General features: G+C 60.3%; 14 protein-coding genes. 5 read left to right on the top strand and 9 right to left on the bottom strand.

Translation table 11 applies throughout. The annotated features are described in order from the left end of the window. Positions 1 to 20 precede the first annotated feature (20 nt). Both argS and UF78_RS02450 read left to right on the top strand, forming a co-directional pair. Entirely contained in the window at positions 21 to 1,760 is a 1,740-nt protein-coding gene (argS, locus tag UF78_RS02455) for an arginine--tRNA ligase (protein WP_045160484.1), read from the top strand. Beyond that, positions 1,761 to 2,420, top strand: coding sequence for an SPOR domain-containing protein (locus UF78_RS02450; RefSeq protein WP_045160483.1), 660 nt, complete (start codon positions 1,761 to 1,763; stop codon positions 2,418 to 2,420). It abuts the gene before it with no gap. A gap of 85 nt (positions 2,421 to 2,505) precedes the next feature. On the opposite strand, the gene UF78_RS02445 is transcribed toward UF78_RS02450, so the two are convergent. The 4 genes from UF78_RS02445 to trxA form a co-directional block, all read right to left on the bottom strand. Then, positions 2,506 to 3,477, bottom strand: a complete 972-nt coding sequence (locus UF78_RS02445) for a CDP-6-deoxy-delta-3,4-glucoseen reductase (protein ID WP_045160482.1) — start codon at positions 3,475 to 3,477, stop codon at positions 2,506 to 2,508. A 34-nt stretch (positions 3,478 to 3,511) separates the two neighbouring features. Next, entirely contained in the window at positions 3,512 to 4,978 is a 1,467-nt protein-coding gene (gene ubiD / locus UF78_RS02440) for a 4-hydroxy-3-polyprenylbenzoate decarboxylase (RefSeq protein WP_045160481.1), read from the bottom strand. A gap of 124 nt (positions 4,979 to 5,102) precedes the next feature. Continuing rightward, positions 5,103 to 6,362: a transcription termination factor Rho gene (gene rho / locus UF78_RS02435; RefSeq protein WP_019341285.1), complete on the bottom strand. Its 1,260-nt coding sequence runs from the start codon at positions 6,360 to 6,362 to the stop codon at positions 5,103 to 5,105. A 230-nt stretch (positions 6,363 to 6,592) separates the two neighbouring features. Further along, a complete protein-coding gene (trxA, locus tag UF78_RS02430) occupies positions 6,593 to 6,919 on the bottom strand; it encodes a thioredoxin TrxA (RefSeq protein WP_019341284.1) in 327 nt (108 codons plus the stop codon). A gap of 209 nt (positions 6,920 to 7,128) precedes the next feature. Between trxA and ppx the strand changes: the two genes are divergently transcribed. Then, a complete protein-coding gene (ppx, locus tag UF78_RS02425) occupies positions 7,129 to 8,631 on the top strand; it encodes an exopolyphosphatase (protein WP_045160480.1) in 1,503 nt (500 codons plus the stop codon). Between the two features lie 56 nt (positions 8,632 to 8,687). Here ppx and ppk1 read toward each other — a convergent pair whose 3' ends face one another. Then, on the bottom strand, positions 8,688 to 10,889 hold the full coding sequence (gene ppk1 / locus UF78_RS02420; RefSeq protein ID WP_045160479.1) for a polyphosphate kinase 1: 2,202 nt from the start codon (positions 10,887 to 10,889) through the stop codon (positions 8,688 to 8,690). Positions 10,890 to 10,908: 19 nt separating this feature from the next. Further along, positions 10,909 to 11,922: a porphobilinogen synthase gene (gene hemB / locus UF78_RS02415; RefSeq protein WP_045160478.1), complete on the bottom strand. Its 1,014-nt coding sequence runs from the start codon at positions 11,920 to 11,922 to the stop codon at positions 10,909 to 10,911. 316 nt (positions 11,923 to 12,238) lie between these two features. Here hemB and elbB point away from each other — a divergent pair, with 316 nt between their 5' ends. After that, entirely contained in the window at positions 12,239 to 12,901 is a 663-nt protein-coding gene (elbB, locus tag UF78_RS02405) for an isoprenoid biosynthesis glyoxalase ElbB (RefSeq protein WP_045160476.1), read from the top strand. A gap of 154 nt (positions 12,902 to 13,055) precedes the next feature. Next, complete coding sequence (locus tag UF78_RS02400) at positions 13,056 to 13,526, top strand: thioesterase family protein (protein ID WP_045160475.1); 471 nt, start codon at positions 13,056 to 13,058, stop codon at positions 13,524 to 13,526. A gap of 52 nt (positions 13,527 to 13,578) precedes the next feature. Here UF78_RS02400 and UF78_RS02395 read toward each other — a convergent pair whose 3' ends face one another. Genes UF78_RS02395 through UF78_RS02385 form a run of 3 tightly spaced genes read right to left on the bottom strand, consistent with a single transcriptional unit; the run spans position 13,579 to position 15,502 of the window. After that, entirely contained in the window at positions 13,579 to 14,040 is a 462-nt protein-coding gene (locus tag UF78_RS02395) for a YaiI/YqxD family protein (protein WP_045160571.1), read from the bottom strand. A 14-nt stretch (positions 14,041 to 14,054) separates the two neighbouring features. Continuing rightward, positions 14,055 to 14,687, bottom strand: coding sequence for a LysE family transporter (locus UF78_RS02390; RefSeq protein ID WP_045160474.1), 633 nt, complete (start codon positions 14,685 to 14,687; stop codon positions 14,055 to 14,057). A gap of 53 nt (positions 14,688 to 14,740) precedes the next feature. Then, positions 14,741 to 15,502 carry a TerC family protein gene (locus UF78_RS02385; protein WP_045160473.1) on the bottom strand — a complete coding sequence of 254 codons (762 nt, stop codon included), beginning with the start codon at positions 15,500 to 15,502 and terminating at the stop codon, positions 14,741 to 14,743. Between the last annotated feature and the right edge of the window lie 2 nt (positions 15,503 to 15,504).

Raw genomic sequence — 15,504 nt, 5'->3', positions numbered from 1 at the left:
TCGGGCCGACCGAGCTCACGATGAAAGACAGCATCCGCCACCTGATCCAGCAAGCCCTGACCCGTCTCACCGCTGAAGGCGTGCTGCCCGAAGGGTTGAGCCCGACCATTCAGGTGGAGAACACCCGCGACAAGGCTCACGGCGATTTCGCAAGCAACATTGCCATGATGCTCGCCAAGCCTGCCGGGATGAAGCCTCGTGACCTCGCACAGAAACTCATCGAGGCGCTGCCGGCCGATCCCGGCGTCAGCAAGGTGGAAATCGCCGGCCCAGGCTTTCTCAACTTCTTCCAGAACAGCGCCGCGCTGGCCCAGCGCCTTGACACTGCGCTTGCCGACCCGCACCTGGGCGTCAGCAAGGCAAGCCCACCCCAGCGGGTCGTGGTCGACCTTTCCTCGCCGAATCTCGCCAAGGAAATGCACGTAGGCCACCTGCGCTCCACCATCATTGGCGATGCCGTGGCGCGGGTGCTTGAGTACCTTGGCGACGAGGTGATCCGGCAGAATCACGTCGGCGACTGGGGCACTCAGTTCGGCATGCTGCTCGCCTATCTGGAGGAGAACCCCGCCGCGGCCGAAAGCGAGCTGTCCGATCTCGAGCAGTTCTATCGCGCGGCCAAGCGGCGCTTCGACGAATCCACCGACTTCGCCGATCGGGCCCGTGAATTGGTGGTGAAACTGCAAGCAGGCGATGCCGACTGCCTGCGCCTGTGGACCCGCTTCAACGAGATATCCCTGTCGCACTGCCAGAAGGTCTACGACCGCCTCAACGTCAAGCTGACACCGGCCGACGTCAAGGGCGAGAGCGCCTACAACGCCGAGCTAGGCGACATCGTCGAGTCGCTCAAGGCCAAAGGCCTGCTGAGCGAAAGCAACGGTGCCCAGTGCGTCTTTCTCGATGAGTTCAAGAATGCCGAAGGCAACCCCTTACCGGTGATCGTCCAGAAGGCTGGTGGCGGCTACCTGTACGCCACCACCGACCTGGCGTCCATGCGTTACCGCAGCCAGCAACTCAACGCCGATCGCGCCCTGTATTTTGTCGATCAGCGTCAAGCGCTGCATTTCCAGATGGCCTTCGAGGTCGCGCGCCGCGCCGGCTTCGTGCATGAGGGAATGCAACTCGAACATATGGGCTTTGGCACCATGAACGGTGCCGATGGCCGCCCGTTCAAGACTCGCGATGGCGGCACGGTGAAGCTGGTCGACCTACTCGACGAGGCCGAGCAGCGCGCCTACAGCCTGGTCAAGGGTAAGAATCCGGACCTGAGCGAAGCCGAACTGCGGCAGATCGCTCGCGCTGTAGGCATCGGCGCCGTTAAATACGCGGACCTCTCCAAGCACCGCACCAGCGACTACAGTTTCAACTTCGAGCAGATGCTCAGTTTTGAAGGCAACACCGCGCCCTACCTGCTTTATGCCTACACTCGCGTGGCCAGCGTATTTCGCAGACTGGGCACCGGCATGGACGGGCTTGTAGGCGAGATACGGCTGGAAGCCGAACAGGAACAAGAGCTGGGCGCAAAACTCGCTCAGTTCACCGAGGTGCTGAACGGCGTCGGCGAAAAGGGCGTCCCGCATTTACTGTGCAGCTACCTGTACGAGCTGGCCGGGCTTTTCTCCAGCTTCTACGAGCACTGTCCAATACTCACCGCCGAAAGCGAAACCGTGAAACAGAGCCGCCTGCGTCTAGCTGCCCTGACCGGCAAGACCCTCAAGCAGGGTCTGGAGTTGCTTGGCCTGGAAACGCTGGAGCGAATGTAAGTGGCAGCCAGGAAGAAACCTGCACCGAAGCGTGGCGCGAGCCGCTACCAAGCGCCCGCTAAGAAACCCGTGCCCGGATGGATCTGGCTGGTTTGCGGCTTGGTCATCGGCGGCTTCATCATGTTTCTGATGAACCTCGAACCCGGCGGGGACGAGATCAAGCGTGCCAAGGACACGCCCAAGCCCAAGGAGCAGCCGAAGCGCCATCCGCCGACTACAGGCCAACCGGTGAAGCCGAAATACGACTTCTATACGCTGCTGCCCGAATCCGAAGTGATCCTGCCGCCTGAAGCACCGAAACCGGAGCCTCCGAAACCGGTCACCGCAGAAGAGGCAGCCAAAATCGATGCGGCGCGTGCCGAAGCCGCTTTGAATGGCCAGGTACCGCCACCTCCGCCGATGGTGGCCAAAGCACCGGTTACCCAGTTTTTCCTGCAGGCAGGCTCGTTCCGCAAGCAAGCCGAAGCAGAAAGAGTCAGGGCTCAAATCATCCTGCTGGGTCAGGATGTGCGGGTCGAGAACGTCACCGTCCGCGACGAGGATTGGTATCGGGTGTTGGTCGGCCCCTACGCCAACCGGGAGCAGCTTGGCCAGGCTCAGAAGACGCTTTCGTCAAGCGGCTATAACAACCTGTTGCTGCAGCAGCGGCAGACTCGCTGAGCCGATGCCCCTACCGCAGCGCGCCATAAACGCCTGCGGTGCTCCAACCCCGGGCTCAGGCCTTACCCTACGAAGTTGCTGCCCGCTATCGCTCGCGCGGCGCGTAGGCGAACACGTCTGCGCGCATCTGAGTCGCATCCATTCCCGCCTCGACCAACGCATCCAGCGTGCCATAGATCATCGCTGGCGAACCGCTGGCATAGACATGAACCGGCTTGAGGTCAGCGAAGTCCTCGCAGACCGCTTCATGCAACATGCCGCAACGTCCCTGCCAGCCGCAGACGTCACTGACGACCTGATGGAGCGAAAGGTTCGGCATGTGCTGCCACTCATCCCAATGCGGTAGCTGATAGAAGTCCTCCGGACGCCTTACGCCCCAATACAGGTGCACGGGATGAGCGAAGCCTTCGGCTCGACAGTGCTCAATTAGACTGTGCATTTGCGCCATGCCGGTTCCCGCCGCGATCAGTACCAGCGGACCATCCGGCAGCTCGGCCAGATGGGTGTCGCCGAACGGCATCTGCACTTTGACCATGCCATTGCGTCTGATGAAATCAAGCAGCCCGATCGCGGACGGCTCGCGCGCCAGCACATGCAGCTCTAGCTCACGCCCCCGCCCAGGCGCGGACGCCAGGGAAAAGGCGCTGAACTCGCCATCTTCGCGCTCTAGTAGCAGATATTGGCCAGCGTGATAGCGCGGTGGTTTGCCGGCGGGCGCGCGGAGCCGCAGCCGGAACACGTCGCCACCCACCGCTTCGCAGCTGATCAACTGACAACTGAGGGTCCGCACCGGCAGTTCGCCCGGGGCCAGCACACCATCCCACAGCAAAACACAATCTTCCTCGGGCTCAGCCAGACAGGCGAAGACCTCCCCATGGTCGCGACTTTCGCCACGCTGGCGCACTCGACCGTTTACCAGCAAGGCGGCGCAGATCAGACAACTGCCGTTGCGACAGGCCTGCGGACAGTCGAAGCCTAGGCGCCGAGCCGCATCGAGAATCAGCTCGCCAGGTTGAACTTCAAGCACCGCGCCGGAGGGTTGCAGCGTAACTTTCATTTATTCAAAAACCTGAAATAACGACGGCCAGTCATCAGTCGATACCCAGCCCGGCCCAGAGTTCGTCGATACGCCGCTTGACCGCCTCGTCCTGAACGATGGCACGCCCCCATTCGCGACTGGTCTCGCCCGGCCACTTGTGCGTGGCATCGAGGCCCATTTTGCTGCCCAGACCGGAAACCGGGGAGGCGAAATCGAGGTAGTCGATGGGGGTGTTTTCGATCAGCACCGTATCGCGCTTGGGATCCATACGCGTGGTGATCGCCCAGATGACGTCGTTCCAATCCCGTGCGTTGATGTCGTCATCGGTGACGATGACGAACTTGGTGTACATGAATTGCCGCAGGAAGCTCCATACGCCCAACATCACGCGCTTGGCGTGGCCGGGGTACTGCTTCTTCATGGTAACCACCGCCATACGGTAGGAGCAGCCTTCCGGTGGCAGGTAGAAATCGGTGATCTCCGGAAACTGCTTCTGCAGAATCGGCACGAAGACCTCATTGAGCGCCACGCCGAGGATTGCCGGCTCATCCGGCGGACGACCGGTGTAAGTGCTGTGATAAATGGCGTCGCGGCGCTTGGTGATGCGCTCGACAGTGAATACCGGAAAGCGATCGACTTCGTTGTAGTAGCCGGTATGGTCGCCGTAGGGGCCCTCGTCCGCCATTTCGCCGGGCTGGATATAACCCTCGAGCACGATCTCGGCACCAGCCGGCACCTGCAGATCGTTGCCGCGGCACTTGACCAGTTCGGTGCGGCTTCCGCGCAACAGACCGGCAAAGGCATACTCTGACAGCGAATCGGGTACCGGCGTGACCGCGCCGAGGATGGTGGCCGGATCGGCGCCAAGCGCCACCGCGACCGGATAGGGTCTGTCCGGGTATTTCTCGCACCACTCACGGAAATCCAGCGCGCCGCCTCGATGACTAAGCCAACGCATGATCACCTTATTGCGGCCGATCACCTGCTGACGGTAAATACCCAGGTTCTGACGCTCTTTGTTCGGCCCCTTTGTGACAGTCAGTCCCCAGGTGATCAACGGTCCAGCATCACCCGGCCAGCAAGTCTGTATCGGCAGCGCTGACAGATCGACGTCGTCACCCTCGACGATGACCTCCTGACAGGGCGCGTCCTTGAGCACCTTTGGCGCCATGCTGATAACTTTCTTGTAGATCGGCAGCTTGCTCCAAGCGTCCTTGAGCCCCTTCGGTGGCTCTGGCTCCTTGAGGAAGGCCAGCAGCTTACCGATCTCGCGCAACTCCGACACCTCCTCGGCGCCCATCCCCAGCGCGACACGTTTGGGCGTACCGAACAGGTTGCCGAGCACGGGCATGTCGAAGCCGGTTGGATTCTCGAAGAGCAACGCCGGTCCCTGCTTGCGCAGGGTGCGATCGCATATTTCGGTCATTTCCAGAACGGGAGAAACAGCGGTCGAAACGCGCTTGAGCTCACCGCGCTGTTCCAAACCACTGATAAATTCGCGCAAATCGCGGTACTGCATGCTTGAGCCTCGCATGGGCCGGCAAGTGTCGAGGGCGCAGAGTTTAGCCTTGGCGCCGCCGATTCCGAAACCTGCAGACAGCCAAAGGCCGGGTTTCCCCGGCCTCGACGGTACAACCAGTCGCTTACTTGCGCTTCATCGACATGAAGAATTCTTCGTTGGTCTTGGTGTCCTTGAGCTTGTCCAGCAGGAACTCGATGGCGGCACTTTCATCCATCGGGTGTAGCAGCTTGCGCAGAATCCAGATGCGCTGAAGCTCTTCCTCACTGGTCAGCAACTCTTCGCGACGGGTGCCCGAGCGATTGATGTTGATGGCCGGGAACACACGTTTCTCAGCGATGCGGCGATCCAGTTGCAGCTCCAGGTTACCGGTACCCTTGAACTCCTCGTAGATTACCTCGTCCATTTTCGAACCGGTTTCGACCAGCGCGGTGGCGAGAATGGTCAAGCTACCCCCCTCCTCGATGTTGCGCGCCGCACCGAAGAACCGCTTGGGCTTCTCCAGCGCATGGGCATCGACACCACCGGTCAGCACCTTGCCGGAACTTGGGATCACAGTGTTGTAGGCACGGGCCAGACGGGTGATGGAGTCCAGCAGGATGACCACGTCCTTCTTGTGCTCGACCAAGCGCTTGGCCTTTTCGATCACCATTTCAGCCACCTGCACATGACGGGTCGGCGGCTCATCGAAGGTGGAAGCGACCACCTCACCGCGCACGGTGCGCTGCATCTCGGTCACCTCTTCCGGGCGTTCATCGATCAGCAGAACGATCAGATGGCACTCGGGGTTATTGCGGGTGATATTGCTGGCGATGTTTTGCAACATGATGGTCTTGCCCGCCTTCGGCGGTGCGACGATCAGACCACGTTGCCCCTTGCCGATCGGCGCGCAAAGGTCGATCACCCGGCCGGTCAGGTCTTCGGTGGAACCGTTGCCGGCCTCCATCGTCAGCCGCTTGTTGGCGAATAGCGGTGTCAGGTTCTCGAACAGGATCTTGTTCTTGGCATTTTCCGGCCGATCGAAGTTGATCGTGTCGACTTTGAGCAGCGCGAAATAGCGCTCGCCTTCTTTCGGCGGGCGGATCTTGCCGACGATGGTGTCACCGGTACGCAAGTTGAAGCGGCGAATCTGGCTCGGCGAGACGTAAATGTCGTCAGGCCCGGCGAGATAGGAAGAATCCGCGGAGCGCAGGAAGCCGAAGCCGTCCTGGAGAATCTCCAGCACGCCATCACCGGAGATTTCCTCACCGCTTTTGGCGTGCTTTTTCAGCAGCGAGAAAATCACGTCCTGCTTGCGCGAACGGGCCATGTTGTCGATGCCCATCTGTTCGGCCATTTCCAGCAGTTCGGTGATGGGCTTTTGCTTAAGTTCGGTCAGATTCATAGAAAGAGTCAGGAAGGATGAAGAAAGCGATTAGCTTGAGAAGCCGCGCAGCAAGAGACGAACGGAGTTCGTTGTGCTTTATGAGGCGGAAGTGCGTCGGCGACGGCATGCAGAGGGCGACGGGAGAAGCGTCGCGAGTCCGAATTTAGCACTGCGCAGACGAAGCGTCCACTCTGCAGTTAAAAAAAGCCCCCGCATTCGCGAGGGCCTTTTAAAGACGGAGCTTCGATTCAGATGTTGCTGTCGAGAAACGCAGCCAGCTGCGACTTCGACAGAGCGCCAACCTTGGTGGCTTCGACATTACCGTTCTTGAACAGCATCAGCGTCGGGATGCCGCGCACACCATACTTCGGTGGGGTTTCCTGGTTCTCGTCGATGTTCAGCTTGCAGACTTTGAGCTTACCCTCGTATTCCTTGGCAATCTCATCGAGCACAGGAGCGATCATCTTGCAGGGGCCACACCACTCGGCCCAGTAATCGACCAGCACAGGGCCGTCAGCCTGGAGCACGTCCTGCTCGAAACTGCTGTCGCTGACATTATTGATGTATTCGCTCATGGATTTTCTCCAGGGTCAAAACAGAAAGTGACGCCATCATAGCCCGGCTTGGTGCGGACCGAAAGCCGCAGCCTGTCACCTGGACAATCGCCAAATGGCAACGGGTGCAAGCTATGGGCGCGATATCCAGACGCTTCGTATGGGCGTTGCGCGTTGGCGGATGTCGATGATCATGTCAGGATGTCGGGGTTTTGCACAGAGACTGTCCCATGCGCCCACTAGTCGCCGAACCTTCTCCGATGATCGCCGCCCTGGATCTCGGATCGAACAGCTTCCACATGGTCCTGGCCCGCACCAGCAACGGCGAAATGCGCATCATCGAGCGGCTGGGTGAGAAGGTCCAGCTGGCCGCCGGTATCGACGAAAATCGGATGCTCGATGATGACGCCATGCAGCGCGGCCTCGACTGTCTGCGCCGCTTCGCGCAACTGGTCAATCATCTGCCTCAGGGCGCTGTACGGGTGGTCGGCACCAATGCCCTGCGCGAAGCCCGTAACCGTGCGCAGTTCATCCGTCAGGCCGAGGCGATTATCGATCATCAGGTCGAGGTGATCTCCGGCCGCGAGGAAGCACGACTGATCTATCTCGGCGTATCGCACACCTTTCCGGCGGCCGCCGGAAAGCGGTTGGTCGTAGACATCGGCGGCGGTAGCACCGAGTACATCGTCGGCCAGGGTTTCGATTCGCTGCTACGCGAAAGTTTGCAGATGGGCTGCGTGAGTTTCACCCAACGCTTCTTCCGTGACGGCAAGATTACCGCTGCGCGCTATGCCCAGGCTTATACGGCGGCGCGGCTGGAGCTGATGAGCATCGAGCACGGTTTGCGTCGGCTCGGCTGGCAGGATGCGGTGGGTGCGTCCGGCACCATCCGCGCCATTGGTCTCGCCATCAAGGGTGCCGGGTTGAGCAACGGTCAGGTCACCAGCGAAGGGCTTGGCTGGCTCAAGCGCAAGCTATTCAAGCTGGGCGACGTGGACAAGCTCGACATGGACGGCATCAAGCCGGATCGTCGGGCCATCTTCCCGGCAGGTCTGGCCATCCTCGAAGCGATCTTCGATGCGCTGGAGCTCACCAGCATGGCTCATTCCGAGGGCGCCCTGCGTGAAGGCGTGCTCTACGACCTCATCGGCCGCCATCATCATGAGGATATCCGCGATCGCACGCTGAGCTTTCTCATGGAGCGTTATCACGTCGATCTCGAGCAGGCGACGCGGGTCGAAAGCAAGGCACTGGAAGCGCTCGATCAAGTGTCGACCGACTGGGGGCTGGACGAGGATTGGCACCGTGAGCTGCTTAGCTGGGCCGCGCGGATTCACGAAGTAGGTCTGGATATCGCGCACTATCATTATCACAAGCACGGCGCCTACCTGATTGAGCACTCCGATCTTCCCGGATTTTCTCGTCAGGACCAGCAAATGCTCGCACTGCTCGTGCGCGGCCATCGCCGCAACATACCGAGCCAGAAGTTCGAAGAACTGAGCGAAGACGGCGTAAAGCTCACCCGGCTCTGCGTGCTGTTGCGCTTCGCCATCCTGTTCCACCACATCCGCGGACCGCAGCAGGCGCCAGCGTTCACGCTCAAGGCAGGCGACAACAGTCTCGATGTGGCCTTTCCCGAGGGCTGGCTGGAGAACAATCCGCTGACCCAAGCCGATTTCGCCCTGGAGGCAGAGTGGCTTAATCGGATCGACTTCACCCTGACGGTACGCTGATCGCGCCGTGCCGGACCGTATAGCGGCCGGCAAGGCCAAGGCACGCGGCGGACTGCTCAGCGTGCCGTCGGGCTACCTAGACGCTCTAACAGCGTATTCTGAACGTTACGCGGGTTCTGGTTGCCACTCGGGCTGTTGCGCAGGTAACCACCGTCGGGCTGCAGCACCCAGCTCTGCGTATTGTCGGTGAGGAAGCCTTCCAGCTCCTTTTTTACCCGTGTGATCAGCTTCTTGCCTTCCACTGGAAAACAGGTTTCGACCCGACGGTCCAGATTGCGCTCCATCCAGTCCGCACTGGACAGATAAAGTTTCTCGTCGCCGCCATTGAGGAAGTAGAAGACCCGGCTGTGTTCAAGGAAGCGGCCAATGATCGAACGCACTTGAATGTTGTGCGAAACACCAACGACCCCCGGGCGCAGGCAGCACATACCGCGCACGATCAGATCGATCCGCACGCCGGTCTGGCTGGCCTTGTACAGGGCGCGAATCATCTTCGCATCGGTCAGCGAGTTTATCTTGAGAATGATATGCGCCGGCTTCCCCTCGCTGGCGTGCTGGGTTTCCTGGGCGATCATGTCGAGCAGCGCCTTCTTCAGGGTGAACGGCGCATGCAGCAGCTTCTTCATGCGCATGGTCTTGCCCATGCCGATCAACTGGCTGAACAGCTTCGACACGTCTTCGCATAGCGCATCGTCAGAAGTCAGTAGGCTGTAGTCGGTGTACAGCCGGGCATTGCCGGCGTGGTAGTTGCCGGTCCCGAGATGCGCGTAGCGCCGCAATTCGCCATTTTCGCGGCGCAGGATCAGCATCATCTTGGCGTGGGTCTTGTAGCCAACCACACCGTAGATCACCACAGCACCGGCCTGTTGCAGTCGGCTCGCCAGCTGCAGATTGGACTCCTCGTCGAAGCGCGCCCGCAGCTCGATCACCGCAGTGACTTCCTTACCGTTACGCGCCGCTTCCACCAACGCGTCGACGATTTCCGAATTGGCGCCGGAGCGATACAGCGTCTGTTTGACTGCCAGCACGCACGGATCCTTGGCAGCCTCGCGCAGAAGGTCGACCACGGGCGTGAACGACTCATAAGGATGCAGCAGTAGAATGTCCTGCTTGCCGACGACGCTGAAAATATTCTCGCTGTTCTGCAACAGCTTAGGGATTGCCGGTGTGAATGGCGTGTACTGCAACTCCGGGTGGCTATCCAGACCGGTGATGCCGAACAGCCGGGTCAGGTTGACCGGACCATTGACCCGATAGAGCTCGCTTTCGCTCAGGCTGAACTGCTTGAGCAGGAAATCCGCCAGGTGCGGCGGACAGGTGTCCACCACCTCCAGCCGCACCGCATCGCCATAGCGGCGGGAAATCAATTCACCACGCAGCGCTCGTGCCAGATCCTCAACATCCTCGGTGTCCACCGAAAGATCAGCATTTCGCGTCAAGCGGAACTGATAGCAGCCCTTGACCTTCATGCCGTGGAACAGGTCGTCCGCATGCGCATGGATCATGGAGGACAGAAACACATAATTGGCGCCGGGACCGCCCACCTCTTCGGGGACGCGTATCACCCGCGGCAGCAGCCTGGGTGCCGGAATGATCGCCAACCCCGAGTCGCGGCCAAAGGCATCGATACCTTCCAGCTCAACGATGAAATTCAGGCTCTTGTTCACCAGCAAGGGAAACGGATGGGTCGGATCCAGGCCGATCGGGGTGATAATCGGCGCGATCTCGTCTCGGAAATATCGACGCACCCAGGTCTTGAGCTTCGTCGTCCAGTGCCGCCGACGAATGAAGCGCACCTGATGCTTGGCCAATTCCGGCAGAAGCACCTCATTGAGAATCGAATACTGTCGATTGACCTGTTCATGCACCAGATCGGAAATCCGCGCCAGCGCCTGGTGCGGCTGCAGACCATCGGCACCTGCCTGTTCGCGAGCGAAGGTGACCTGTTTCTTCAGCCCGGCGACACGGATTTCGAAGAACTCATCAAGGTTGCTGGAGAAGATCAGCAGGAACTTCAACCGTTCCAGCAATGGATTGGACTCATCCAGCGCCTGCTCCAGCACTCGGATATTGAATTGCAGCTGCGACAGCTCACGATGGATATAGAGGCTGTTGTCGTCCAGATTCGGCACTGGTTGTACCGGCGGCGCGGGCACCTCCTCCACTTTCTCCGCTTCCTGCGGAAGCTCCAGTGGCAATGGCGCCTCATCGGCGGAGGCCAGCTGCAATTCGCTCTCGCTGAGTCCCTGAGTAGTCATCAATCTGCCTCGGAAGGGCTTATTGCCCCTGTTTCAATTGTTGTGCCGCCTGTTTGGCGAAATAAGTCAGGATGCCATCGGCGCCCGCGCGTTTGAAGGCAGTCAGCGATTCGAGAATTACCGCATCGCTCAGCCAGCCGTTCTGAATAGCCGCCATATGCATCGCATATTCACCGCTGACCTGATAGACGAACGTGGGCACGCGAAAGGCATCTTTGACGCGCCACAAAATATCCAGATAGGGCATCCCAGGCTTGACCATGACCATGTCGGCGCCTTCGGCGAGATCGGCTCCCACCTCATGCAGCGCCTCGTCCCCGTTGGCCGGGTCCATTTGATAGGTGTTCTTGCTGCCCTTGCCGAGGTTCGCCGCCGATCCCACCGCATCGCGGAACGGGCCGTAATAGGCGCTGGCGTACTTAGCCGAGTAGGCCATGATGCGCACGTTGTGGTGATCGGCGACTTCGAGCGCTTCACGAATCGCCTGGATACGCCCGTCCATCATGTCTGATGGTGCCACCACCTGGGCGCCGGCTTCGGCATGGGACAGCGCCTGCCGTACCAGCGCATCGACGGTAACGTCGTTCTGCACGTAGCCATGCTCGTCGAGTATGCCGTCCTGGCCATGAGTCGTGAACGGATCGAGGGCCACATCGGTGATGACGCCAAGTTCCGGGAAGCGCTCACGCAGCGCTCGCGTCGCACGCTGGGCGATGCCGTCCGGATTCCACGCCTCAGAGGCATCGAGCGATTTCTTCTCCAGCGGAGTAACCGGGAACAGCGCCAGCGCAGGAATCCCCAACGCCACCCATTCCTCAGCCTCCTGCAGCAGCAGGTCGACGGACAGACGCTCCACACCTGGCATCGACGGCACCTGCTCGCGACGATTCTCGCCGTCGAGGACGAATACCGGCAGGATCAGATCGTCCACGCTCAGCACGTTCTCGCGAACCAGCCGACGAGAAAACTCATCGCGACGGTTACGACGCAGGCGAGTAGCGGGAAACAATCGATTGGCAGGAACGAAACTCACAACGGACTCCTGACCCGCAACGCGGGCGAATATGACGTTTATAGGCCGACTTCGTGACCAGTTGATGACAGCGGCATCCACACCAGCCACCGAATGACGTCATTGTCGCCACCCAAGGCGGGCACTGCCAGTGCTTTGAGCGACCAATCCTCGCGCGAATGCATCTCGGCCGGAGTCTGCATCGACTGAACACCCGTCGCGATGGAGCATCCAAGCCTATGAGGCATGGGCTTACCTTGAACCTCGCCAAGGATTAGCATCGATCGCCTTCGTCCGGCTCTGTTGCTGGGCCGCTGAATCTGACCAGGAGTACCCGATGAACAAAAAAGTCGCCGTGATTCTTTCCGGCTGTGGCGTCTACGACGGCTCGGAAATCTATGAGAGCGTGATTACTCTGCTGCGCCTGGATCAGAGGGGCGCCACGGTTCAATGTTTCGCGCCGAACATTGAACAGATGCACGTGATCAATCACCTGACCGGCGACGAGATGCCGGAGACCCGCAACGTGCTGATCGAATCCGCGCGGCTGGCTCGCGGCCAGATCAAGGATCTGAAGGACGCGAACGTCGAAGACTTCGATGCGCTGATCATGCCAGGCGGGTTTGGTGCGGCGAAGAACCTCTCCGACTTCGCCACCCAAGGAGCAGACTGCACGATTCTTTCGGACGTGATATCGATCGCACAGGCCTTCGCCAAGGCCCGCAAGCCGGTCGGCATGATGTGTATCGCCCCCACGATGGCCGCACAAATCTTCGGTCCCGGCGTGGTCTGCACGCTGGGCAATGATGACGACCCAGCCGCAGCCGCATCACGGGAAATGGGCGCCGAACACCAGGCATGCGAAGTCACGGAGATCGTCGAAGATTCCAAGCACAAGCTGGTGACAACACCTGCATATATGCTCGCGCAATCGATCAGCGAGGCGGCGTCGGGCATCTACAAGCTGGTCGATCGGGTTCTGGAGCTGACCAATAAATAAGCATCCCTCGCGACGCCCCAATCCCGAGCCCCGGCTCGGGATTTTCGTTAAGCCTGTGGCTATACGGCCAATCGTACCGGTGCTCCCGCCGCGCCACTGGTCAATCTTGCCTCGCTCCGGCAGCTTTGGCTGATCTGCCAGGAAGCCGCTGCTCATGCCCCCCTACAAAATCGACACAATCGAAGAGCAACAGCAGGCCGTACGCCAGCTTTTCGAGCGCATTCCGTTCAACGAGTATCTGGGCATCGAGCTTGACGAAGTGTCTCGCGAGCGCGTCGTGATGCATCTGCCGATGAAACAGGAACTGGTCGGCAATTTCTTTCATGGCATTCTGCATGGTGGCGTGATCGCCTCGCTGCTCGACGTCGTTGGTGGCGCCATGGCAATGATCGGCGCGTTCGAAAAGCATCAGCACCTAACCATTGAAGAACGCGCTCTGCGTCTCTCGCGTCTCGGCACCATTGATCTGCGCATCGACTATCTGCGCCCGGGACGAGGCAAGCGCTTCAGCGCCAGCGGAACGCTGTTGCGCTCAGGCAATAAGGTTGCGGTGGTTCGCTCTGAATTGCACAACGAGGAAGGCGTACTGGTGGCAGTGGGTACAGGCACCTATCTCTGCGGCTGAGCCATGCGCGCGGCACACCCGAAGGGGAACGGTCGGCCGCTAATTGTTTCGCCTAGCGGGCTCTGGCTCGCATCAGCTGGGTCAGCAGGCGATCCAAGGCATTGGCGAAGGCCTGGCGATCCCTTTCGCCATAGGCCGCCTGACCACCGCTGGCCTGGCCCTGTTCACGCAGGTCGGTGAATAGATTGCGCACCGCCAGACGCTCGCCCATGTTGCGCTCATCGAACTCGCGACCGCGCGGGTCGAGCGCAGCTACCCCCTTTTTGACCAGACGATCAGCCAACGGAACATCGCTGCAAATCACCAGCTCGCCGGGCTGGGCGTGCTCGACCAGATAATCGTCCGCAGCGTCCGGACCACTGGGTACTACGATCAGGCGAACACAGGCGAAGGCTGGTTTGATCTGACTCTGCCCCGCCACCAGCAACACGTCGAATTTGCGCTTGAGGGCGAACTTGATCAGCTGCTCTTTCGCCGCCTTTGGACAGGCATCGGCGTCGACCCACACCCGCAACGGTTCGATCGCCGTCATACCGCAGCCCGCCGCACCGTCGCCAGCAAGGCCGCCGTGCCGGCGAACATGGCGGCAAAGCTGCGATTGACCAAGCGCTGCTGGCGGGGCGTGCGCAGCAGCCTCAATACCTTGGCCGCCAGCCCGGTATAGCCAGCCATGACGATCAGGTCGACCACTACCATGGTGGTCCCCATATGCAGGTACTGCACCACCAGGTCCCGATGCGGATCAAGAAACTGCGGCAACACGGCAAGAATGAACACGATGGCCTTCGGGTTGCTGGCATTGACCAGAAACCCGCGGAAAATCAGGGCAAGCGGCTGCCCGATTGGCCGTGGCCCAGCGCTATCGTCAAGCACCGAGGGCACCGCTTGCCACTGCTTCAGCGCGAGCCATAGCAGGTAGGCGACACCAAACCATTTGATCAGGCTGAAGGCCAGTGAGGAGGTCGCCAGGACGGCGCCCACCCCCGCCGCCACGACTGCGATCTGCAACGCCAGCGCGATTTGCAGGCCAATGGCGTTCCAGTAGCCGCGCCAGAAGCCGTACCGCAACCCACAGGACATAGAGGCGATGGCCCCCGCGCCCGGCGACAGGCTGATGACCCAACAGGCAACAAAGAAGGCAAGCCAAGTTTCGAACGTCATGTTGAATCCTCACACCACCGGCTGCACCGAGCAGGCGCAGCCGGCGATAGGCCTCAGTCCGGTATGTCTTTGCCGAGCTTCACCGGCTCTTTCAACTTGCGATTCATTGCCTTGCGCATGCGAATGTTGAGGGCTTCGACCGTCAACGAGAATGCCATGGCGAAGTACACGTAACCCTTGGGTACGTGTGCACCGAACGCTTCTGCGACGAGCAGCGTGCCCACTACGATCAGGAACGACAGCGCGAGGATCTTCAGTGTCGGATGCTTGTCGATGAAATCGCTGATGGTGCCGGCCGCCAGCATCATCACCCCGACGGCGATGACGATCGCGGCGATCATAACTTGCACGTTGTCCACCAGCCCCACCGCGGTAATCACCGAGTCCAGCGAGAAGACGATATCGATCACCGCGATCTGCAGGATGATCCCAACGAAACCGGCCTTGGCCGCGCCTGCGGTGGTGCCGTCCTGCGCCTCTTCCCCTTCGACGCTGTGCCAGATTTCCATGGTGCTCTTGAACAGCAGGAACAAGCCGCCGAAGAACAGAATCAAATCCCGCCCGGACACGCCGTGGTCGAACACGGTGAACAGCTCGTTGGTCAGACGCATCACCCAAGCGATGGATAGCAGCAAGAGAATCCGCGTGCCCATCGCAAGGGCCAACCCAAAGAAGCGTGCCTTGGGCTGCTGCTCCTTCGGCAGGCGCCCCACCAAAATGGAAATGAAGATGATGTTGTCGATGCCGAGGACGATTTCCAGGGCGGTCAGGGTCAGAAACGCGACCCAGATTTCTGGGCTGCTAAGCCATTCCATGA

This window comes from Stutzerimonas stutzeri, assembly GCF_000952685.1.
GTDB classification, from domain to species: Bacteria; Pseudomonadota; Gammaproteobacteria; order Pseudomonadales; family Pseudomonadaceae; genus Stutzerimonas; species Stutzerimonas stutzeri_E.
This window is presented reverse-complemented; position numbering and strand designations above follow the sequence as displayed.

Bases quoted from the DNA above. Each gene is read 5' to 3' on its own strand.
- ppk1 (WP_045160479.1), bottom strand. From the start codon at position 10,889: ATGACTACTCAGGGACTCAGCGAGAGCGAATTGCAGCTGGCCTCCGCC.
- UF78_RS02390 (WP_045160474.1), bottom strand. From the start codon at position 14,687: ATGACGTTCGAAACTTGGCTTGCCTTCTTTGTTGCCTGTTGGGTCATC.
- elbB (WP_045160476.1), top strand. From the start codon at position 12,239: ATGAACAAAAAAGTCGCCGTGATTCTTTCCGGCTGTGGCGTCTACGAC.
- trxA (WP_019341284.1), bottom strand. From the start codon at position 6,919: ATGAGCGAATACATCAATAATGTCAGCGACAGCAGTTTCGAGCAGGAC.
- argS (WP_045160484.1), top strand. From the start codon at position 21: ATGAAAGACAGCATCCGCCACCTGATCCAGCAAGCCCTGACCCGTCTC.
- ppx (WP_045160480.1), top strand. From the start codon at position 7,129: ATGCGCCCACTAGTCGCCGAACCTTCTCCGATGATCGCCGCCCTGGAT.
- UF78_RS02385 (WP_045160473.1), bottom strand. From the start codon at position 15,502: ATGGAATGGCTTAGCAGCCCAGAAATCTGGGTCGCGTTTCTGACCCTG.
- ubiD (WP_045160481.1), bottom strand. From the start codon at position 4,978: ATGCAGTACCGCGATTTGCGCGAATTTATCAGTGGTTTGGAACAGCGC.
- UF78_RS02400 (WP_045160475.1), top strand. From the start codon at position 13,056: ATGCCCCCCTACAAAATCGACACAATCGAAGAGCAACAGCAGGCCGTA.
- rho (WP_019341285.1), bottom strand. From the start codon at position 6,362: ATGAATCTGACCGAACTTAAGCAAAAGCCCATCACCGAACTGCTGGAA.
- UF78_RS02445 (WP_045160482.1), bottom strand. From the start codon at position 3,477: ATGAAAGTTACGCTGCAACCCTCCGGCGCGGTGCTTGAAGTTCAACCT.